The sequence below is a fragment of the Croceicoccus sp. YJ47 genome, assembly GCF_016745095.1.
In the GTDB taxonomy this organism is placed as follows: Bacteria; Pseudomonadota; Alphaproteobacteria; order Sphingomonadales; family Sphingomonadaceae; genus Croceicoccus.
Map to the genome: position 1 here is coordinate 167,921 of NZ_CP067087.1, position 20,417 is coordinate 188,337.

19 protein-coding genes are annotated in these 20,417 nt (G+C 60.3%); 15 read left to right on the forward strand and 4 right to left on the reverse strand.

Annotated elements, in window-relative coordinates; translation table 11 throughout:
• Positions 1-133: 133 nt before the first annotated feature.
• Entirely contained in the window at positions 134-649 is a 516-nt protein-coding gene (locus tag JD971_RS00705; protein ID WP_236672193.1) for a hypothetical protein, read from the reverse strand.
• A gap of 165 nt (positions 650-814) precedes the next feature.
• Between JD971_RS00705 and JD971_RS00710 the strand changes: the two genes are divergently transcribed.
• Both JD971_RS00710 and JD971_RS00715 read left to right on the forward strand, forming a co-directional pair.
• Entirely contained in the window at positions 815-1,606 is a 792-nt protein-coding gene (locus JD971_RS00710; protein ID WP_202085249.1) for an alpha/beta fold hydrolase, read from the forward strand.
• A 173-nt stretch (positions 1,607-1,779) separates the two neighbouring features.
• On the forward strand, positions 1,780-1,980 hold the full coding sequence (locus tag JD971_RS00715; protein WP_202085251.1) for a hypothetical protein: 201 nt from the start codon (positions 1,780-1,782) through the stop codon (positions 1,978-1,980).
• Between the two features lie 101 nt (positions 1,981-2,081).
• Here JD971_RS00715 and JD971_RS00720 read toward each other — a convergent pair whose 3' ends face one another.
• Complete coding sequence (locus tag JD971_RS00720; RefSeq protein ID WP_202085254.1) at positions 2,082-2,615, reverse strand: GNAT family N-acetyltransferase; 534 nt, start codon at positions 2,613-2,615, stop codon at positions 2,082-2,084.
• 300 nt (positions 2,616-2,915) lie between these two features.
• Between JD971_RS00720 and JD971_RS00725 the strand changes: the two genes are divergently transcribed.
• The 4 genes from JD971_RS00725 (at position 2,916) to JD971_RS00740 (ending at position 6,565) form a co-directional block, all read left to right on the forward strand.
• On the forward strand, positions 2,916-3,527 hold the full coding sequence (locus tag JD971_RS00725; RefSeq protein WP_202085257.1) for a thioredoxin family protein: 612 nt from the start codon (positions 2,916-2,918) through the stop codon (positions 3,525-3,527).
• A gap of 769 nt (positions 3,528-4,296) precedes the next feature.
• On the forward strand, positions 4,297-5,223 hold the full coding sequence (locus JD971_RS00730) for a transglutaminase family protein (RefSeq protein ID WP_202085260.1): 927 nt from the start codon (positions 4,297-4,299) through the stop codon (positions 5,221-5,223).
• Positions 5,217-6,074 carry a transglutaminase family protein gene (locus JD971_RS00735; RefSeq protein WP_202085262.1) on the forward strand — a complete coding sequence of 286 codons (858 nt, stop codon included), beginning with the start codon at positions 5,217-5,219 and terminating at the stop codon, positions 6,072-6,074. The genes JD971_RS00730 and JD971_RS00735 overlap by 7 nt, the downstream gene beginning before the upstream one ends.
• A gap of 128 nt (positions 6,075-6,202) precedes the next feature.
• Complete coding sequence (locus JD971_RS00740; RefSeq protein WP_202085264.1) at positions 6,203-6,565, forward strand: hypothetical protein; 363 nt, start codon at positions 6,203-6,205, stop codon at positions 6,563-6,565.
• A 204-nt stretch (positions 6,566-6,769) separates the two neighbouring features.
• On the opposite strand, the gene JD971_RS00745 is transcribed toward JD971_RS00740, so the two are convergent.
• Complete coding sequence (locus tag JD971_RS00745) at positions 6,770-7,201, reverse strand: hypothetical protein (RefSeq protein ID WP_202085266.1); 432 nt, start codon at positions 7,199-7,201, stop codon at positions 6,770-6,772.
• A 592-nt stretch (positions 7,202-7,793) separates the two neighbouring features.
• Positions 7,794-8,831, reverse strand: a complete 1,038-nt coding sequence (locus JD971_RS00750) for a DUF6624 domain-containing protein (protein ID WP_202085268.1) — start codon at positions 8,829-8,831, stop codon at positions 7,794-7,796.
• Positions 8,832-9,189: 358 nt separating this feature from the next.
• Here JD971_RS00750 and JD971_RS00755 point away from each other — a divergent pair, with 358 nt between their 5' ends.
• The 9 genes from JD971_RS00755 (at position 9,190) to JD971_RS00795 (ending at position 20,193) form a co-directional block, all read left to right on the forward strand.
• Entirely contained in the window at positions 9,190-10,329 is a 1,140-nt protein-coding gene (locus JD971_RS00755) for an alpha/beta hydrolase (RefSeq protein ID WP_202085270.1), read from the forward strand.
• A 352-nt stretch (positions 10,330-10,681) separates the two neighbouring features.
• Entirely contained in the window at positions 10,682-11,875 is a 1,194-nt protein-coding gene (locus JD971_RS00760) for a hypothetical protein (protein ID WP_202085272.1), read from the forward strand.
• Positions 11,853-12,293 (forward strand): hypothetical protein, encoded by a 441-nt coding sequence (locus JD971_RS00765; RefSeq protein WP_202085281.1) that lies wholly within the window; start codon positions 11,853-11,855, stop codon positions 12,291-12,293. Before JD971_RS00760 ends, JD971_RS00765 begins: the two co-directional genes overlap by 23 nt.
• Before the next feature lie 994 nt (positions 12,294-13,287).
• On the forward strand, positions 13,288-14,649 hold the full coding sequence (locus JD971_RS00770) for a hypothetical protein (RefSeq protein WP_202085283.1): 1,362 nt from the start codon (positions 13,288-13,290) through the stop codon (positions 14,647-14,649).
• The gene (locus JD971_RS00775; RefSeq protein ID WP_202085285.1) at positions 14,646-15,869 is read left to right on the forward strand and encodes a hypothetical protein; all 1,224 of its coding nucleotides are present in this window, start codon (positions 14,646-14,648) and stop codon (positions 15,867-15,869) included. Before JD971_RS00770 ends, JD971_RS00775 begins: the two co-directional genes overlap by 4 nt.
• Positions 15,866-16,591: a hypothetical protein gene (locus JD971_RS00780; RefSeq protein ID WP_202085287.1), complete on the forward strand. Its 726-nt coding sequence runs from the start codon at positions 15,866-15,868 to the stop codon at positions 16,589-16,591. The genes JD971_RS00775 and JD971_RS00780 overlap by 4 nt, the downstream gene beginning before the upstream one ends.
• A 151-nt stretch (positions 16,592-16,742) precedes the next feature.
• Complete coding sequence (locus tag JD971_RS00785) at positions 16,743-18,530, forward strand: hypothetical protein (protein ID WP_202085289.1); 1,788 nt, start codon at positions 16,743-16,745, stop codon at positions 18,528-18,530.
• Positions 18,527-19,363, forward strand: a complete 837-nt coding sequence (locus JD971_RS00790) for an META domain-containing protein (protein WP_202085291.1) — start codon at positions 18,527-18,529, stop codon at positions 19,361-19,363. The genes JD971_RS00785 and JD971_RS00790 overlap by 4 nt, the downstream gene beginning before the upstream one ends.
• Positions 19,360-20,193, forward strand: a complete 834-nt coding sequence (locus JD971_RS00795; RefSeq protein ID WP_202085292.1) for a hypothetical protein — start codon at positions 19,360-19,362, stop codon at positions 20,191-20,193. Before JD971_RS00790 ends, JD971_RS00795 begins: the two co-directional genes overlap by 4 nt.
• The last annotated feature ends 224 nt before the right edge of the window (positions 20,194-20,417 follow it).

Here is a 20,417-nt window from a genome sequence, read left to right on the forward strand (position 1 = left end):
ACCCGCCCACTTATCGCCGTTCGAGGCTGGGTTCGAACGGGCCAGCAGGGGATGGACGGCTTTTGACGCAGATCGAAAAAAAGCGGCTATTCGTCAAACGACTCTAATTGCGGACATTAGCTAAAGTCGGCGGCTACTGGTCAGTCGACCAGACAAACACCGTTCGCAGATCGCAGTCCGAAGGTTCCTCGCCTTCTTGAAACAAGCGCACCCGTTCTATTGCTGCTCGTTGTTCTACAGTGAAACGAGTGGAGGATTCGAAATAGGCAGTTCCCTGCCGACCGTTCCAGATTGCGATGACGTATTTGCCGTCTTTTCTTTGTTGAGCAAACTGGCCTGGGCGGCCTTCAGCTGGCTGCATCACAAGTCGTCCATTAGGACGACTCGCCCAACCGATCCCCCGAACAACAATCGAACCAAAATCACCGTCCCACCGGAAACTACCACCGTGGATGCCACCTTGGAGTGTGGTGATCTTTTCGCCGGGCCTCACGTCAATGATCGGTGAATAGCCGCAGAATCTGGCCGGCCTTTCGAGCTCGGACGCTGTGGCTGGCGATGTGATCACACCAAGCGAAAACAGAATTACGAAGCACGCCCTTCTCATGCCGCTTAAGCTAGCCTTTTCACTATCAGCTTCCCACCCCATTCTCTCCCGTTTTTTCGACAATTCTTTTTCTCGAAACCTGCCATCGCAGTATTCGCAACCTAACATCAAAAACTGGGGCCACGAGCGGACCGTCCATTGTTGGCCTCAAATTGCGAAATATAGACATCCGCGGCCCCATAAGTCGGTGTGAGGCGTTACGAGCACATGACCATGCACCACACGCGCACGGGGCGCGGAAAACCCCTTCTCCTTGTCCACGGATTGGGGGCAACCTGCGGCTCGTGGGACACGATCTCGCCTGCGCTTTCTCAAGTGAGGGAGGTCATCGCCGTGGACCTGCCCGGCCACGGGCAGACACCCGAAGAGGCCGACAGCGGCACGTTTGACGGGCTGGCGCGCAGTTTGCACGACTGGCTCGGCGCGGAGAACCTCACAGGTATCGATATGGTTGGCAGCTCGCTGGGTGCTCGCCTTGTGCTCGAGATGGCGCGGCGTGGCCAGGCGGGCGCGGTTGTCGCACTGGATCCGGGCGGCTTCTGGCAAGGGTGGGAGCGGACGTTTTTCAGAGCCACCATAACGCCATCGATTGCCTTGGTTCGCGCGCTGCGACCGGCGCTTTCTGCCATCACCGGAAATGTCGCAGGCCGGACCGCGCTCATGGCCCAGCTCTCTGCAAGGCCGTGGGCGCTCGATCCGGCATTCGTTGCGCGTGAACTGAAGTCATTGGCTGATACGCGCACCGTCAATTCGCTTGTGAAGGATCTCGCCAACGGCGCAATGCAGGATGGCCCTGCGGACACGGCTGCGCCCGTTGTCATCGGATGGGGACGCAAGGATCGGCTGTGTCTACCGCAGCAGGCGGATCGCGCGATCAAAGCCTTCCCTGAAGCGACGCTGCACTGGTTCGAGCATAGCGGACACTTTCCGATGTGGGATCGGCCAGAGGAAACCGTTCGCGTGATTCTGGATGCAACGAGCACCTCGGAATCGAAATAATGCTGCAACTGAGCGGTTTGCAAAACGATGGCCTATGCAGGGGCTATTCCCAACGGAAGGCCCTTTGTGGGATGCTTGCAGACCGGCAGCTTTCGTGGAGGCTTATGCGGGAAGCTGCCATTCAGGATACGACCCTATTTGCGAAGGCTGGCGACTAACATCATCATGGACATATGAAGGCCACCGTATTCAGCATTGGTTTGTCAATCTGGCTAGCACTGTCAGGTCTAATTTGGCTGGTCGGGTTTGGCCTTGCTGGCAAGCTTTACCTGCCGCCGCTCGATCTATCTACAATATCAACCTTATACGCGCCTTGGCTTGTATTGCTCACAATTGCGGTCAGAGCATGGATGGGCCGTGAGCAGAATGCCTGACGCCGCCATCCCCAGCACACACACGGTTCCAAAAATGGCCGGTCAGCAAACGCCCCCATCGTCGAAGGTCGACGGCGATCCAGTGAACGCAAACAGCGAACTTAGGGTCTGGTGATTGACGCTGTAGAATAGGGCGAAACCGTCTCCCGCCCCAATGCAGTATAAAGAACTCGGCCGGGTTTTGTTGCAACGAGCACCTGCGGCTTGTCGTCAACCTGCCGCGCTGCAGAAAGCTCTGCCATCAGAACTTGGGCCAGACCTTTCCTACCATGCCCAGGTTGCGTTACGATGCGATCGCAGATGAAAACATCAGCCTGCTCGCGCGTGGCTCGACCGGCGCGTGCATGAAGTAGCCAGGGGAGTGAGGCGTCCGTCCATCGCACCGGTAGCAACGTGTCTAATTCGTCGGCTGAACCGCAAAGCTTCATAAGATAGCCTGGCTCGTTGATGATCCGACGAAGCGTTTGCAAACCGGGCTCAGGTTTCGGAAAAACCCAGCGCGCGATTTCGCCATTCGAGTTTGTATCAATACGAAAGCCCCCGTATTCCGGGACCGGCATCGGCAATCCGCGTGCGATCGAGCGAGCCGATAGCCACGCGTTCAAGAGCAATGGATCAACACCTTGGCGGGCCATCGTTTCGTGTAGTTCGCTCGGCAGCTATCCGTCGACAGAGATCGAAAGCGGACAATCGTAAAGCGACCTGGTCTTCGTTACGTAGCTTTCAAATACCTCACCTTCGTGATCGAGGGCACGCCAGCGGTTCATCATCTCGCCGGGAACGGGCTGGCAGGTTTCTTGGCTCGGGGCATTCCCCTACCCTGCACCGCGGCTTCTGGCAGAGATACCATCGTTCTGACAGTGCCGTTCTCTCCAATTGACACCTATCGCTAACATTATCAGAATACCGGTTCTATTTTGAGGAACATTGCCTGTATGCTGAAACTTTCCCGACAGATCGATTACGGCACCGCGCCTCGACCCTTCGCCTTGACAGACACCACCGGTGAAGTCCGCAGGCTGGCTGAGTTCACCCACGACAAGGCCCTGCTTGTCGCGTTTATCTGCAATCACTGTCCCTTTGTGCTGCATTTACTTGATGGATTTTTGGAGTTTGCCCGGGAATATATACCCCAGGGTCTGCAGATCGTCGCAATTTCGGCCAACGACCCCACGGAATTCCCCGAGGACAGCCCGGAAAAGATGCAAGAACTGGCGCAAAATAAAGGGTTCCCCTTCCCTTACCTCCACGATAGCGAGCAGGATGTGGCACTGGCCTATGGCGCAATCTGCACACCCGATTTCTTTCTTTACGATGGCGAGATGAAGTTGGCCTACTGCGGCCAATTCGATCCAAGCCGACCGAAGCTGGGCCACCCGCCCATGATTGGCACCGAGCCGTATCGCAACACGCTGCCCGTTACCGGCGAAGATCTGCGCCGCGCCGCGGATGCCGTGCTGGCTGGCCAGCCCGCCCCGCAGCCGCAGGTGCCAAGCGCGGGCTGCTCGATCGCGTGGAAACCAGGCAAGAACCCATGCTGGGGCTGAGCAGCATGGATGCCTTCTCGAAAGAATTGCTACCTATTCGATCCCTCACCACTCGCCTGTTCAGGTCATGATCGGCGACGCCGGCGGCAGGACACAACCATTGACGCAAGCCGGCGCTGGCGATGCGCAGTGGAAGTCAGGGGATTTGCGGCCAACATCATACGCAGCCTGGCACGCTTGCGCCTCCTGACCTGCTCCACTGCCGGTGGCGCGGCCGCGTTCCGTATTTCCCGCGATCGCGCTTTACCCGTAGATTTGCGCGAAAGGCCTACAGAAGGCAAATCCGTGATTTCCAAGTCAGTGCTTTGCCATGTCTTCGGCGGGGCGGACGAGCCACACCTGCGTGGTCTTGCAGATAAGCCGCGAACATTGAACCAAACCTGTTCCACAACCGCACCGTTTCATGACATATGTCGATGCCGCGTTCGGACAGGAGATCTTCGACGTTCCGGAGCAAAGCGGAGAGCGGACATACATCATAACGACCAGTCGGATCACTTCCGGCAAAGAATGGAAATACCGAAACGGGTTGGCTGGTCACTTGGCTCGGGGCATCCACTTCCCCTACCCTGCACCGCGGCTTTTGCCAGAGGTACACTCCTTCTGAAAATGCCGTTCAGACCTGTCGGATTGGCGCCTCTCGCTTGGCCGCCCAGCAGCAGGATGCGGCTTTCCACTGTGGCCGATCCGGAAATCACGACCGGTTCGGGATCGTATGGTCCCAACAGATTGTTGTCGCCATGTATCGCCATAAAAGCTGCTTTGCGAAATGCCGACAGTATCGATCAATCATGTCACACGCTATCGCTATCTGCGGGACGTGGCCTTTGGCGAGCATCGCATCCTCGTTCGCCCACGCGAAAGTTTCGACCAGCGGCTGCTGGCCGCCGAACTGACGATAAGCCCCGAGCCCGAGCGGCTCCGCTGGTTGCAGGATGTGTTCGGTAACGCGGTGGCCATCGCCACTTTCGCTCCGTCGACGCGGGCGGAAACGCTGGAAGTCCGCGGCTTTGCCGAAGTCGAGCATATCCCCACCGAGCCGGAAGCCATCGCAGTCGAGGATTACGCAGCAACCTATCCGTTCACCTATTCGGCCGCCGACATGCCCGACCTGCTGCGTTCGATCGAGCGGCAATACCCCGATCCCGATCGCACCATCGATGGCTGGGCACACGGCTTCCTTCCCTGCGGTCGATCGCGACCAACGCTTGAACTGCTCACCGACATGACCGAAACGATCAAGCGCGACTTTTCCTATAGCCGGCGCGAGGAAAAGGGCATCCAGACCCCGCTTTTCACCCTTTCGAAAGGCGGCGGCACGTGTCGCGATTTTGCGGTGCTGATGATGGAAGGAGTACGCGCCCTTGGCCTCGCCGCGCGGTTCGTGTCGGGCTATACCTATACGCCTGCAGGTTCGGGCGCGCGGATAGGCGGGCACAGCACCCATGCCTGGGTACGCGTGTTCCTACCCGGATCGGGATGGATCGAGTTCGATCCGACGAATGCCATCATCGGCAATCGCGGGCTCATCCGCGTTGCGGTCGCCCGCGATCCGCAACAGGCCAGGCCGCTCTCGGGAACGTGGCTAGGCCAGAAGGGCAGCCAGATCGACATGGATGTCGACGTGCGCATCAAGCACATCGGGATGGATACCGAACATCCCGATTTCGAAACGACGGAGCAACCAACATGCTGATCAGGGCCGGGTACGATATCGCCTTCGAAACCGACCAGGACGTGCCGGTGGTGGCGCTCCTCAATGTAAGGCCCGAACGCGAAGCCGACTTGCTGACGCCGGACCGGCTGAAAGTAGAGCCGCAGGTTCCCATCGAGCATTTCAACGATCATTTCGGCAATCGGGCCACGCGCTTCGTCATACCGAAGGGCGGCATTACGATCCGCAACGATTTCGTAATCGAAGACAGCGGCAAATCCGATCCGGTCGTGACCGATGCGCAGCAGCATCTGATCAAGGATCTGCCGCCCGAAACGCTGATCTATCTGATGAGCTCGCGCTATTGCGAAGTCAGCCTGCTGACGAACGAGGCTTGGGAGATTGCCCGGTCGACTGCTCCGGGCTGGGCCAGGGTACAGGCGCTCGTCGATGCGGCGCATGACCGATTATCATTCGATTACATGAAGGCTGACGACCAGCGCACGGCCCGTATGGCTTTCATCGAACGCTACGGCGTGTGCCGCGACTTCGCACACCTGGCGATCACGCTATGCCGGGCCGTCAATATTCCCGCCCGCTACTGCACCGGGTACTTGGGCGATATTGGCATCGATCCGATCGACGCACCGATGGATTTCTCAGCCTGGTTCGAGGTCTATCTGGGCGGCCGGTGGTATGCCCTCGACGCAAGGCACAATCGCCCCCGCATAGGCCGCATCACCATGGCCCGGGGCCGCGATGCTACCGATGCCGCGATCACGACCGCGTTCGGCAACGCCAAACTGATCGAATTCAAGGTGCATACCGACGAAGTCGCGAGCGCCGACATCAGCCAACCGCCTGCAGAAACCGCGTTGCCGCAGGGGGCTTGAACCCGGTCGTTTCCAGATCGGCAGCTTTCGACGCGACTTATGCGGCAAGCGGCCATTTTGCATCCGACCTCGTTGCGGACATTGTAACGGATCGATAGCCTAGAAGTGCATTCGTCAGGCGAGCAGCAATGACCTTATATGAAATCGTGATCGCGCTGGTCATCGTCCTACTTACAGTAACGGCATGGATGGTCAGCACTCGTCGAAACAACCGGGAAATCGATAACCTCGATTGTGAAGACGTTAATCAACTGAAGATCTGTTTGGCAGATTGGCTATTATCACGCGCCGAGAAGAAACTTTACAAATTAGGCTGGCAACTCGTTCGAACTGAAAGTCGGCCCCAAAGACGAGTCTGCGCTTGGTTTGAGCGAACGAACAGCGAGACGGCCTTATCATTGAAAGACGTCTTAAATCGACTTAACCGTGCGGGCTATCTTAGCGCCGTTCCTATGACGCTGACCAAAGAGGAAGGTCAGCCGCCTGCCTGACCGAAGTCAACAGACCCCCCAATCTCAGACATTCGGATGCCCTGTCGCGGTATTTAGAAACAGACAGGCGGCTATCGCTCTAGACGCACAGGTAGCGGGCTAGCTGCTGAAGACCCCAGTTGCAAACAACCGGACTAATGAGAAACCCGATTTAGAGCAGCCAATCGCCTAGCGCGCCTCTTCGCGATTTTCGCGCTCCGGTCATCAGAAGGGCAATGACGACAGATCGGGGTCGACCCAACCCCGGCGTGCTGACACACTGAATAGCACTTCGCGGCTCCAATATTTGAGCAGCCAATCTGGGTCGCCGTATCGAGATGCCATCAAGGCGTAATGCACGTCACTGAGGGGCACGTCTTCGGGGTAGCTGGCCAAAAAGTCACCCGCCCCGCGCATAGATGCCAAGGTAACAGTATGATGATAGCCACCTGTATCGGTGTTTGCGGTATTGGTAGCCTCGTTATAGCGCGAAATCAGCATCCGTATTTCGTCCGCTTCGGTAAGATCGCGGCGATGGCGACAAAGCCAAAGCGCGGCAGCGAAGTGACCTGCATGTGTCCATTCGCTCTTCGGTAGTGTGCAGTCGATCACGCCCGATGCGACACGTTTGATGGCTGTTTCGTCGATTTTCCGCATTGTCCTGTTGTCCTAAGAATAGGCCCAACCGGCATGAAAAACCCCGCCGATTGGGCGGGGTGGTCAAATCCAGCTAACGGGATGGTCTCAACCTATCCACATCAGCCGAAGTCGCGCAAACACCGCCTCAAGATTGCGGCGTTGTTGTTGAAGCTTTGCAGTCACGCGGGTCATTCGCATTAAATAACATCGCTCATTCTCGCGCTCAAGCCGATTTCAACTTGACCATCGGTTCCACGAAACACGGCCCTGGGCAAATCTCCGTTTTCGACCTTCCAAATCTTGAAACCTGCCAGTCGGCAAACCACCCCATTTTTTGTCGTTCGCATCTAGTGCCGTCGGCCCCGATAGTGGACAGGGCAGCTCAATGCATTTTACACCCAAAACCCGCCATTCCGCTTGCGACCCTATCTGCAAACACCACGAAGATTTCGAGACTTTGCCGTAAGCAGACGTTGGCGCATCAACGTCAGCTGCATTCGAATTTCGATTGCATTGCAACCTCCATTGGAGGGAGCAGGAGTGGCTAGATGTACAACCTAGCTGTAGCAAATATTTTTTCGAAAGTATGCGAACCTAGAAAAGAGGAGCTTTAGGCTTGAGAGCAGGCACCGTAGCTGTCCTCCATACGCGCTAGATTTTGCGCGACGGTCTCCATCCCTGCGGTAGCACGGTAGCGGTCGGCAGAATCGATGGTGCTCTCCAAAGTTTGCGGCACGCGCGAGCCCTCTCGGCATTCGAACTGTGTGGCGTAGCGCTGCTTCCCCGCAATTTTCAGCATCACACGATCATAGAGGTAGGCGTAATCCTTGGCCGAAACCTCTTGATTGTCGAGCAGCGCTTCCATTCGCCTGAGCGCGGCAAGCTGTAATGCCGGATCTGCGTCCGCATGTTGAGTGAGTAGCCAAGCATCGTGCGCAGCTTCCTCTCCCACTACGCTGATCTTCGGCCATGCACCCGACGCGATCAGCCCTTTCAAAAATTCGCTGTTGGCCGCATCGGCCTTCGCCATTTGCTGGCTCAACATGTCCACGGCAATGCTTTGTTGCAATTCATCCAAACCGGCGAAAATCTCCGTCCGGCGAAACGCCGCGATAAGGGCACCACGAACCATCTGGTCGGCTACGAAACGTATGCGTAAACTCCCGGGAAGATACGCATCGTCATCATTCGACGACCGAAGTGCGTAGTCGCTGGCATAGACAATGCCGCTCACGAGTGGGCGAACGGTTGCGAGGGCGTCCTGGAATTGCGCCCATGTTGTCCCTTCGGCTACCTTCATGCGGTTGAACGCACTGCATTCATAGACGATGGAAGAGGCCGATTTTTCGACAGGTTCGATACCCATGGAACGCAGTTCAGCGACAACTTCTGCGCGATGCCGCTCGTAGCATTCCGCATCGTAGGACATCGCAGCCTGCGATACCCGCACATCTTGTTCACTCGCCTCGGGAAAATCGCCGCGCATCCACCGGTAGTCGCCCATCGCCGGTCGTTCGTTCTCTACAAAAGGTTCGAGCAGCGCCGGAATTGCCGAAGCGGCATCATCGGTTCTGGCATGAGCAACAACGCTGCTCCCTATTGTAAGAAGCGTAGAGAATATGACTGCCGACCGTATTTTTTCAAACATTTCGCAATCCGAAAACCTGTGGCTGGGACGGCAAGTAAGTGATGCGCTTTACAACGATAATAGCGCAGTAATAAAGGGGGACCAGCTCACCACCCATACTTGAGTGTCAGCTTGCTCTCAAGCGGTGCCTGGAAGCGGAAGGTCGCAAAACCACCCCATTTCCTGTCGTTCGCTACTCACGCCGATGTTTCCGGTAGTGGGCATGGCAGCTCATCGCATTTTCCGCTTGAAACCCGCCGTTCTGGAAATGGCCCTAATTGCGGACGTACGGTGGGGCGTCACCCTTGCCTGAAAGCCGTCGTTGCGAGAGAACCAGTGCCAAGACTGAAGTGAATGCAATTTCTGGGGAGGTCGCAAGGTGTTCAATAGCCATTTATCCTGGTATCTCTTGCTCGCGGGCATGGTCTTTGGTTCTCCGGCAATAGCGCAACCGGAAAGCGATCATGCAGAACTTTCCGACCCAGATGGAACCCCGATCGTCATCGGTTCGGTCCACCGCATTAACTCGGCTGTCTATGGCGATGAGCAAATCATTACCGTGCGACTGCCGAGGGGATATGCGGATGCCCCGAAGCGGCGCTATCCGGTGGTATTCTCGGTCGACGGCGGGCCGGACCAGGATTTTGAATTGCTTTCCGGTATCGCCGCCGAAGCTGAGTTCTCAACCAGCTTTGAGCCCTTCATCCTTATCGGCGTGCAAACGAAGGATCGCTATCGCCAGCTTACACCGGAATGGACCCGGCTCGATCCGGAGCGCCTGAGCGATGCGTTTGGCGATCGTATGGTGCCGGGCGGGGCCGACCAGTTTCGACGCTATCTCGAGACCGACGTCATCCCATGGGCGACCGGACGCTATCGGACCGGGCGCAAAGCGCTGACATCGGTGTCGTTGGGCGGTCTGTTCGTCATCGATACTTTTCTGGCAACGCCCGAACTGTTCGATGATTATATCGCATTGACGCCCAGCGTCTGGTGGGATGGCGGACGGATCGTGGACGAGGCTGCTGCTAGGTTGGCCCAACAAGATGCCTCGAACCGCCGCGTGTACTTTACGATGGGCGACGAAGGCGTCGGAAACCGAAACGGCCCGTGGCTGGAGACGCTAGTCGCGGCGTTCGAAACCTCAGCGCCCGAAGGGCTCAAATGGGCGTTCGTGGATCGCTCTTCCGAAGAAGAGCACAGAACGATGGCGCTGACGGGTTGGCTCGACGCTTTCCGCACTCTCTATCTCACTCCCTCGCGGAGCGGCAATCCGCTGTCCCTTGCCTACGACGATTTTGTGGCCCCGACCTACTCCGCCGAAGCACGCGCCAACTTAGATGCGGGGCCTTGCCGCGATGCGATCGCGACCGCCGTGACGTTCGAGGAAAAGAATAGCGCTCCCGCGGCGTATTACGGTCGCTGCCTGCTGATGAAGCCTGGTCAAAAACTGACGGCAGGCAATTTCGCGTTGGGGGAACTCGGTCTCAGGGACGATCAGGAAGCTGTCCATGAATGAGGAATATCGGTTTTCGATTGTTCTGCTCCAGAAACGCGGATCGGCAGGTTTCCGCCCACAAACGGCTGTTTCCGTCGACCAGAATGCGATCCCAACGGGTATGAGATTTTGGACAAAATCTGGGCCGATTGCGGACTCGCCGGTTTTGTTCAGCGCCCGGGTGCTTCCATGCTCGAATTGAAAACGATCGCGAGGGGTGGGCTTATCGACCATCATACCAAAGCCTTCAAAGACAACCGTCACAAATATGCGAAAAGCCCGTTGAGTGAAGCGGATCAGCCTATCGTGGCGATTTATCCTGGGTTCACAATGACCTCCTTAATGTTACCTTGTTACATTGGAGGACCGCGTCTTGATTTGGATTGCCGTCATTCTTTCATGCGCTCTGGCGGCATGCACGGATTACTCCGCTGCGGATGCGCAAAAGGAGGCGGGCGCTTTCGCCACCATACTGGAAGCGCCGATCTATGCGCCGTTCGAGCGGTTAGGGCCGGAACCCTATTCCCCCACTTTGCAGGACCGCCGCACAATCCTCGCCGACCGGATCGAAGAACGGAACCTGCCCGTGCTTCGCCGGATCAAAAAGGGCGAGATGGGCAATTTCGGCGGGATCGAATGGCGCTGGCGTGACGGGCCGGAGAATGACGGACTAGGCTCACTGACCGGGGTCGCCTATTTCCTGCGCGCGCCCGATGCCAGCCTGAGACGTTACACGCAAGACCGCCTGTTCGTCGCCGCGCAGGGCGATTTTTCCCGCGTCGACCAAGAGACGGTCGCACGCGAATGGGCCGAGAGGATCGGTCGCGAAATTGCCTCCGAAGGCTTCGGCAATATGAGCGTGCCTTGGCTCGATATCTCTCTTTCCGAAGCGCGTTTCGAAGCCCTCCGCCGGGAGAGTGGCTGGGAAATTCCGGCAAATCTGCTGCTGCGCTTCAGCGCCTATGCAGTACCCGACCTCCCGCAGCTGACCGAGGATGTACGGTCCGATATCCGTTACTTTGCCGCGAGCGACAGGATCGCCGGGGCCACGCCCGATATCGCGACCTTCGATGCCATCGTACTTCGCGACGGATGCTTCTTCATCGATGAGGAAGGCGCTGCCGACCCGCTCGCCATGTTCGGCATTGGGACCGGGGTCTATCGCGACAGCGAAGGTCACATGGCCTTTCGGTCGCGCTATTCGAACTACCAGCCCCGGCTCGCGCGCGTCGGCACGCGGATGCAACTCGGCTATCGTAGCGAGATGGCCAATCCGCCCGCCGAGTTGATCGAAGCTTGCGGCCAACATCGTGTGGTTCTCGTCAAATCGCTCGACCAGGCGGCAGGATATGGCGGCGACTGGTTCGCGGTGAAGCAATATGCGCAGGAACACGACCTCAGCGATGCAGAGGCGATGAAACATGCCAATGACTGCGTCGCGGAACAGGAACAGATCATCGCGGATCGTCGCCTGCGGGCCAGCGCGGCCGAACCCCAGCTTTGCGCGCAGGTCACGCTGGTAATGCCTCGGCAGCCGGCACCTGATGGAACGGGGAGCCAGTCGTGATCAAGAACAGGAAAACGGCTGTGATGCTGGCCATCGGCATGCGCTGGCTGGCCGCGCAACGGCCATGACCGAAGCGCAGCCCATCACCATCGACAGCAATGGTTTTGGCGGCGAGGCGCAGTTTCATGGCTCCATCGCAGCGATCGACGGGTGCATTGTTACGCGCAACGGCAACAGCACTGTGCTGTTCGATCGGGGCGTCACCCTGCTGCCGACGGGCGATGGCGTGTTCGACCCGGCGACCGGCAACAGCATTCGCTTCGGTGCGCGCATCACAGGCGGCGCGGCAATCCTGCGTGACGCCGGGCGAGGATGGTCCATTCGCGAGATCGAGCGTTTCTATGGTGTTACGATCCCTCCGGCGTGCCCCAAACATGATGTGACGCGGTTGCACCATTTGGAGCCGGTACAGGAATGAAGCACGTAATTTTACCACTGGCGGCAATCGCTTTGGCAGGGCCCGCTCTTGCGCAGGATGAAAAACCACTCTTCGAGGCCTGCCCCGATCTCACCATGGAAGAGATCGAGGCGATCGAGAATTATAAGGGCCAGTATGCGGAAAACGCCTGGTATGCGCGCGCCTATTGCGTGAGCGTGGAAGAGGCGCAGCGGCGGATGGAAATTCAGAACCGCGGTGCGATTGGCCCCCCGCACAGAGCCGGGGCCGCGCCCCGATACCGCGCCCGATGCCGATCCGGGTTCACTCCAGGTCATGCTGATGGAGAAGGAGCCGGACAGTTTCGCCGGGCTGTGGATCCAGCATCAGCCGGTCTATGGCGTGGCAGTGGCGTTCACCCGCAATGCGGCGGAAACGCTGGCGAAATATACCAGCGATCCGATCTACATTCCGGTGGAGCGTCCCGGTCCGACGCTGGTGGAATTGCGCGCGACGCAGGATCGCATGGTCGCGCTTCTTCGGCAGATGGGAATCAACTGGTTCGGCGCCGGTTCCGACATTACCAAAGGGACGGTCGAGATCGATCTGGGGCAAAGCGCCGACCCGATCCGCGAGGCTGCCGCGCGCGGCGAGTTCGACCTTCCCGGCTATGTCGTGTTCAAGGAACCTGCACCATTCCCGTTTCCCGCGCCGCCCATTCCGGCAGGCGACACGCGCGTGAAGGGCTTCCCGCAGTTCGCCAATCGCACCGATGGGATGCCTCGCACATTGGTGGGAGTTCCGGATGTGCGCGCCCGCCTTGAGCTGCGCAACGGCTGCCTTTGGCTTTACCCTGAAGGCGAGGAGCCGAAAATCGCGATCTGGGAACAGAGCATGGCGCTGGAAATCTCCGACCCCGGCACGGTGGCGGTGATGAACCGCTTTTCCGGCGCAAAGGTTTATGTCGGCAGCGACGTGGTGCTGATGGGCTTGCAACCCGGCGAGGTCGAACCGCCAAAGGACGTCGTCGGCGCAAATGGCTGCCCCGGGCCCCTATCGCGTGGTGCGCGGCATCGTCCCCCGCGAGGTGTGGGACCAGCAGCAGCGCGAGGAAGGCATCGCACGCAGGCAGGCCGAGCTGGGCAACAAAGCTGCTGCACAGGCGGATTACGAGGCCGATATGGCGCTGCTTGCCGATCTGCAGACGTGGCGAGCTGATTTGCTGGCGGATCGCGGCGATGTGGTCGCGGCAATCTGGATCGACGAGGGTCAGGGCACCGCGCACATCTTTCACACCGATGCCGTGACGAAAGAGGCACTGGTTCCCTCTACGCTGCAAAATTTCGTGGCTGCGCAAGTCGTGCCGCAGGGAGCAAATGCGCTGGAGGAAGCGCGCGCCGATATCGCCGCCCAGCTGGAGGCTGCCGGGGTCGAGGCGCAAGTCGCTGTCGATCCGCTTGGCGGGACGGTCGAAGTACGCCCGGCGGATATCGCTGCATTGTCAAAGGCGGCAATTGCCGGAAAGCTGCGTTTCCCCGCGCTGGTCCGCATCGCGGCGGAGAGCCAGAGCGCGATCTACCGGCAGGATATCCCGATCCGCAGCGATCCCGAGGCGATCTGGTATCCGCTGGAGGCGCATCCCGATTTCGCCGCGATCCGCGCGCTGGTGGAGGAAACTCCGCTCCCCTATTTCGAACCGCCCCCGCCCGGGACGCCTGTATCGCGGCAGGAATTGCGCAGGCCGTCGAAAGCCGGGTCGCTCCAGCAGACGCATTTCCTGATCGCTTACGGCCTCACACTCGACAGCATTCGTAAATTGCGCGCAGCGGGCTTCGACCCGATCGAGGCGCTCGACGCGATGAACGGTCGGCAGACGATCGAAAAACGGGCCATGACCGCAACCGATATCGTGGTTGCCGAGCCGGCGGGGATCGACATAGCGGACGAAGGGACCGACGGCTTTTCTTCGAGCGTCCGCTGGCGCGTGGTCGAGGTGTTGAAAGGCAGTGCGAAACCGGGCGACGAGCTGCGCCAGCGCCTTGCCTCCGGCATGCGTACCGATGCCGCGGGCGTGACCCGCTATGGGCAGGGGATGGACGATCCGACGCTGCTGCCCGGCCTGCCAAATTCGCTCGAACCGGGATCGCGCTGGGTCCTGCATCTCAGCGACGCGCTCTATCGCCATTCCGCCTATGTGCAGGGCGGCGAAGGTGCGGCGCGTACCGACGGCAAGTGGTACGTCAACGTGCCGTGGATGGCGCCGTCACTTCTGGACGATGACGGTATGGTCCGCCCCGTATCCGGTTTCCCTGAACCCGTAGCGCTCGATGAACTGCGCGAGCGGATTGCCCCGATCCAGCACGCATTGGGTTTGGCGCAAGCAGGAGACAAGCAGTGATGCGCGGGGTTCTGCCAATTGTCGCGCTTGCCGCGCTGGCGCTACCGCAAGAGGCGCAGGCCTGCGTTTACACGCAGCATCCCGAAGACGTCGGCTATACCAGTGGCCAGTATTTCGCGAAGGAGATGCTGACCGCCGCGACCTATGCCGATCTGGTACTGGTCGAGGACGATGGAACGCGGGGCGGTGGCGAGAGGCCAACCGGGATCATCACCCTGCGCACCATCGCCCGCTTCAAAGGCAACAGCGCCGACCGCTTTATCGTTTTCGGAAGCCCTCTGACCTTTTCATCGGACAAGGAGCGGATATTCAGCGCCCCCTTGCAGCATTTCACCAGCGAAACGGGGCAGGTCACGCCGTTCAGCTATACGGAGGAACGACCGACCTTACTCTTTCCGCAGGCGACCGCTCCCGGCAGTCCCCCGCCACCACCGCCGCCTATGACCAGTTGCAGCCCGCCTGCACTGATGGCCGAGACCGGACGCTTCTACGTCGTCCTGCGCGATGCGGAAGGCCGGGTGCTCAACAGGCTCACGATGAGCGACGGCAAGACAGCTTCACCCAATTATCCCGCCTTTGGCTTCGTGCCGGTAACGTTGTCCGATGAGGATTTCTGGCTCTATTCGGTTCGACTTGCGGCTGATGGAAATGTGCCGGACACTGCACCAAGGCTGCTGCATATCACGCCCGATACCGACCCGGCCCGCGTGGAACGCGACTTGCGCGCCGCCGGGGCGACGATCCGCGCGGCCTATTATGCGCGCGGCGCGTTCATCGAAGAAGTGCGCCCGTCGCCGCACGAGCAGGCCGCCCCGTGGTTGGCCAGCGCAACGGATTATCTCGCGCAGAGTCAACGTGGCCAAATCGGCGACCCGCATCACGGCGCGGCGGAGTTCCTGCGCGCGAAGCTCTCCCCGCTGCGACGCTACGGAACCGGGCTCGGCTATGAAGTCGCGCAGGCCTTCACCCGCTCGGTGCGCGATATACAGCAGGCGAAAGCCTCCCCGCGCCTCATTGCGGTCGAAGTGGCGGGCGATCCACACGCCCTGGCCGGCAAGCCCTTCGTCACGCGCATCGCCCCGCTCGACCGGCAACCCGACCGCCTGCCGCAAGTGGACGGCGCGGACGAAGCAGAGACTTTCGCCGCCATGCAGCGGATCGAGCGCGATATCTGGCTGCTCAACGGCGGCGCAGGCAACAGGCAGGGGACTTTGCCGTGAGACGGGCGATCATTTCTCCCCTCCTGATATGCGCCGTCCTGACAGGATGCGGCGAGCCGAACGACATTATCGTTCCAGAGCCGGAAATCATCCCGACCTCGGGCATTTCGCTGGGCGGGATGAGCTTCTTTTTCCCGGCTGGTCTGGAATTCGAGGGCGACACGGAAACCTGCCCCAACCGTGCCAGCGAATGCCCTTTGGGTGACGATAGCGTGCATGCGGTCTGGCGATCAGGCACCCTGCGCTTTGATTACGTCCTCGATCATTTCGGCAAGGCAATGACGGACGACGAATGGGGCGAGCCCATCACCATCAACGGCAGGCCCGCCTTTCGCAAGATGTTGGATGATGGCGGCAGGCGCTATCTCATCACCAACCATTATGGTGGATCGGAAAGTTCGGCAGTGGCGATCTGGCGGGAAGAGGAAGAGCCGATCTTCTGGGGCACCTGCCATGACGACGAAGATTGCGACGCGGTGTTGCAGACTCTCGCCAGTGTGACCATGCGCGCCGCAAGCCAGGAATGCGCGCTGATGTTCCCGCCGCCGCCGCCGGACTTCGTTCCGCCGCCCGACTATTGTGAGGATTGCTCGATCATTGCGCCACCGCCCGCTCCGCTGCCTGGCCCGGAACAGATGCAACCGGCAGCGCCGCCCCCTCCACCCGCACCCGGACCATCGGGGGCCGAGGCGCTCTGCAAGGAATATGTCGATGAGGCATAAGATCGCCGTGTTTGTCCCTTGCGTCGTCTCCGCGCCAATGCTGCTGGCTGCTTGCGCCGTCGCCGGCCCTTCGCGCGAGGCGCTGCCGACACCTCTGCCCCCTGCGCCGCCGCCGTCGGAGCCGGGCGGGCTTGCGCCGATCACCGATGCCGTGAAGGCGCTCTATGGCGAATGGCGGCAGATGTCCGGCCCAGGTGTCTCGCCGGAAGACCGGCTCACGATCTGGAGCCCGATGTTCTCGTTTGGTAGCGGCTGCGAACTGACACAGGGACAGATGCGCGATCTGAGCGATGGGCGATACGCACTGGACGATTACACGCCCCTTGCCTCAAATTGCCAACCGCAGGGGCGGCTCGCCCCGTTCGATGCAGGCGAAGTGCGCATCGTGCCGGTCGATGACGACACCATCAGGATCGAGCGCGGTGGTGAGACATGGGTTTTCACCAGGGTCGACGTGGCAGCGACCGTCCCGCGCGAAAATTTCGTGCGCGGTGAGTGGCTGCTCGCGGACCGACGCGGCAGGCCCCATCGCGGCGAGGAGCTGACCCGCGTCACCTTCGGGTCGGAATACAGCGTGGATGCCGAAAACTGCGATTTTGCGGCCAATGGCTGGCACACCGACCGCGACGGGGAAGTGCGCACGGGTGGCTCATACTACCGGATGAGCGCAAGTTGCCGTGTTGAGACGTTGGGCGACGAATTGGCGAAGCTCGGTGCCGAAGCAAGCTACCGCGCCGATCTGGTGGAGACCCGCATGACGGTGAGGATCGGAAGAGCGCAGGCGACACTCGTGCCCGCCGCGCGTTATCCGGAACTTGCGGTTGATGCCGAGGCCATCGCGCCGCATCCCCTGGCGGCCGAGCTTGCCGAAAAGGCGGCAGCGATGCCTGCCGAACAGCGCGTCGGGCTGGCGCTGAGGGCCGTCGGCCTGGGCGGCGAGGGAATGCCCCGCGTGGAGAATCCCGTCGATCCGCGCGCTCTTGCTTTCGCCGGAATGACCGCCTGGCACTACGCACAGGCGCAGGGGGCGGGGCTGCTGCCTGCTCCCGGCACGGAAGCGCGCAGTCTTGCCGAACGCTTTGCAATTGCGCCCATCGTCGTGCGGGCGGTGCTGGAAGGCATCCGCCCGGTCGACCGCAGTGACGGCCTGTCACTCGATTACCTTTACCGCGTGCGTGAAGGCTGGCGCGGCGAAAATCATAACGGCGACCTGCTGATCGTGCGGATGCCACCGCTGGAGGGCAAGAGCCGCTCGCCCGTCATCACGCCCGAACCGGGAGAGGAGGTGCTGCTGCTGGCGAGCCGTACCGGCTATCTCGCCGGGCGTCTGGTGGCAGGCGACCCCCCGTCTTTCGACACGCGCGTTGTGCAAATGACACTGCCGCTGATGCGGATTGTCGATGGCAGGCTGGCCGAAGCGGTGGAAGGCGCGGACGTGCTGGGGGCGGCCAGCGATGTTGGGACGACAGTCGAACACGCACGCGCTTTGGCGGTGCAGGTCGATCACGGGATGGCCCGGATCGCGCCGCCCAGGTCGACCGACAGTTTCGGCAATCCGACGGTGCGGCGCTATTTCATAACCCGCATCGGCGATCGCGTGCTGCCCGATCCCACGCGCCTCTGGATCGAATACGACGGCAGCACGAATTTGGCCAATCCGAATGGTTATGGCGGTGTGACCGCGTTCCATGATGGCTGCACGCCTGTCGGTGCGATAAGCGAAGGCGGCAGGACCATGGCTTTCGCAAACGCGATCGCTTGCCCCGGCGACTTGCCCGACGGGAATCCGATCACGGAGCCTGTGGTCGCGCAAGTCGCGCAGTGGATCGATGCCAACTCCTTCCCCGACGTCATTTGTGTGAGCACTTGCCCCGAAAACCCGGAGTATACCGTACCGCTGCCGGAGGGCGATGTGATCCTCAAAGCGATGCCGCGATGAGAATGCCGGCCTGTCTGCTGCCAATCGGGCTTGCCGCCTGCAGCCCGCAGGCTGACGAGCAGGCGCGCAATGCCTCTGCCGACGCTGCCATTCAGGAAACGCCTGCGCTGGAGGATATAGCTGGCAGGTGGCGCATCGTCAGCATCGACGGCGAAGCGCTGCCGACTGCGGAGAGCGAACCCTACCTTGCTTTCTCAGCAGATGCAGCCGGCGGATCGGTGGGTTGCAATCGCTTTGGCGGCACCACGCTCTATGCCGAAGGGCGCATCGCGGTGCATAGCTGGGGCGGAGATGCGATGGCCTGCATCGCGCCGCTGGCCACTTGGGAAAATGCGATTGCCGAACTGTTCCGGGCCTATCCGCAGGTCCGGTTAGCCGGGGACAGATTGCGCCTGAGGTCTGGAGAGCATGCGATCGAACTAACCCGCGATGACGGTGCGCAGCCACTGGATCGCTCACCCGATCCGATGCGCATCCCAATTCGCGATCCGGTTTCCAAGGGGCTTGCCAACACAGAATGGACCGTCCGCGCACTGGACGGCGAGACGACAAGTTCGAGCCCGTTGGACCGGCATCTGAGATTTTATGCGGACACGTGGCGGGGACTTGCATCCTGCGCGACCCTGTTTGGCACGTACCAAAGCGAGGGCAACCGATTGATCGTCGAAGGCGACATTGCCAGTACGGAGCAGAATTGCTCACCCCAATACGCGGCCCGAGACGACGCCTTCGCCGCACTCATGCGCGCCGATCCGCACTTTTTGATCGGCCCCAACGGCGAATTGATCGTCGCAGGCGGAGACCATGTCCTGACGGGAGACAGGGCGCGATGATACGGTTCGCCCTTTTATTGCCTCTCGCCGCACTGACCGCTGCCTGTTCGCGCACCGACGACGCGGCGCTGCTGTGCAGCTTTGACGAGAACGGCAAGATCATCACGGAATCCGGAAGGAACACAGAGGCGTGCCTCGAGCCTATGGCAATGCCGCGTGGCGCCACGCAAGAGCCGACCGGCCGCCTCACGATCCTCGAGGCGCCACTTCCGCGGCCGTTTTCGGATCTCGACGGGAAATGGCCGCCCCATCCGGTCAACGATAAACCCGTACTTGCCCGACCGGCTGTTCCGCCCGCGCTTTCTTATTATATCCGCGCCTTCCCTCAGCCAGCAGAGCCCGCAGGTGATGTGCTCAGCATGGGTAGCGCGCACCCGATCGTGCTGCGCGACGGATGCTTCTTCCTCGACCGTGAAGGGGATGATGATCCACTGATCCTGTTTCCGTACTCCACCGCGCTTGTCGTGGATGAGGAAGGCTACCTTGCGTTCGGATCACGCTACGAACCCAACACGATGGGCAACGTGCGCGTGGGGCTGACTGCAGCAACAGGTTGGTATGACGAACCTTCCGATCCCGATCCGGCGCTGGCCGAAGCCTGCGGGAACCACAAAGTCGTGAGTGTCACCTCCGTCAGTAATCCCTTTGCTGTTCCGGAAAGGTTCAATCCTGCCCTGCGTCGTTACGGCGAACGTAGCGGTGCGACCGAAAAACAGATCGTGGAGCGCGCCAGCAAATGCGCAGTCGAGCAGGCGCGGCGTGAGGCGGATCGCCGGCTACGCGATCCGGCGCTTGACCCGTTGGATTGCAATCGCTTCTGGGCATACTGAAATGAGCGCGCAGACAGTCGCCAAACAAGCTGTGAACAGCGCCGCATCGTATTGAGGCGCCGGGCCGCAATATTGCGACCCGGGCGAACCGTGCGATGCAAGAACGAACGGCAGCTTTCGGTGGCGGACTTATCAAAAGTGGACTTTCCGGCAACGACCCTGATCGCGGACATTGATCGGACTTGCAGCGCTGCCGGTAAGCGGTCACGAAGCCAACAGATAAT

Bases quoted from the DNA above. Each gene is read 5' to 3' on its own strand.
- JD971_RS00720 (WP_202085254.1), bottom strand. From the start codon at position 2,615: ATGGCCCGCCAAGGTGTTGATCCATTGCTCTTGAACGCGTGGCTATCG.
- JD971_RS00790 (WP_202085291.1), top strand. From the start codon at position 18,527: ATGAGAATGCCGGCCTGTCTGCTGCCAATCGGGCTTGCCGCCTGCAGC.
- JD971_RS00730 (WP_202085260.1), top strand. From the start codon at position 4,297: ATGCCGACAGTATCGATCAATCATGTCACACGCTATCGCTATCTGCGG.
- JD971_RS00745 (WP_202085266.1), bottom strand. From the start codon at position 7,201: ATGCGGAAAATCGACGAAACAGCCATCAAACGTGTCGCATCGGGCGTG.
- JD971_RS00750 (WP_202085268.1), bottom strand. From the start codon at position 8,831: ATGTTTGAAAAAATACGGTCGGCAGTCATATTCTCTACGCTTCTTACA.
- JD971_RS00705 (WP_236672193.1), bottom strand. From the start codon at position 649: ATGGGGTGGGAAGCTGATAGTGAAAAGGCTAGCTTAAGCGGCATGAGA.
- JD971_RS00725 (WP_202085257.1), top strand. From the start codon at position 2,916: ATGCTGAAACTTTCCCGACAGATCGATTACGGCACCGCGCCTCGACCC.
- JD971_RS00735 (WP_202085262.1), top strand. From the start codon at position 5,217: ATGCTGATCAGGGCCGGGTACGATATCGCCTTCGAAACCGACCAGGAC.
- JD971_RS00770 (WP_202085283.1), top strand. From the start codon at position 13,288: ATGGCTGCCCCGGGCCCCTATCGCGTGGTGCGCGGCATCGTCCCCCGC.
- JD971_RS00765 (WP_202085281.1), top strand. From the start codon at position 11,853: ATGGAACGGGGAGCCAGTCGTGATCAAGAACAGGAAAACGGCTGTGAT.
- JD971_RS00795 (WP_202085292.1), top strand. From the start codon at position 19,360: ATGATACGGTTCGCCCTTTTATTGCCTCTCGCCGCACTGACCGCTGCC.
- JD971_RS00715 (WP_202085251.1), top strand. From the start codon at position 1,780: ATGAAGGCCACCGTATTCAGCATTGGTTTGTCAATCTGGCTAGCACTG.
- JD971_RS00740 (WP_202085264.1), top strand. From the start codon at position 6,203: ATGACCTTATATGAAATCGTGATCGCGCTGGTCATCGTCCTACTTACA.
- JD971_RS00710 (WP_202085249.1), top strand. From the start codon at position 815: ATGACCATGCACCACACGCGCACGGGGCGCGGAAAACCCCTTCTCCTT.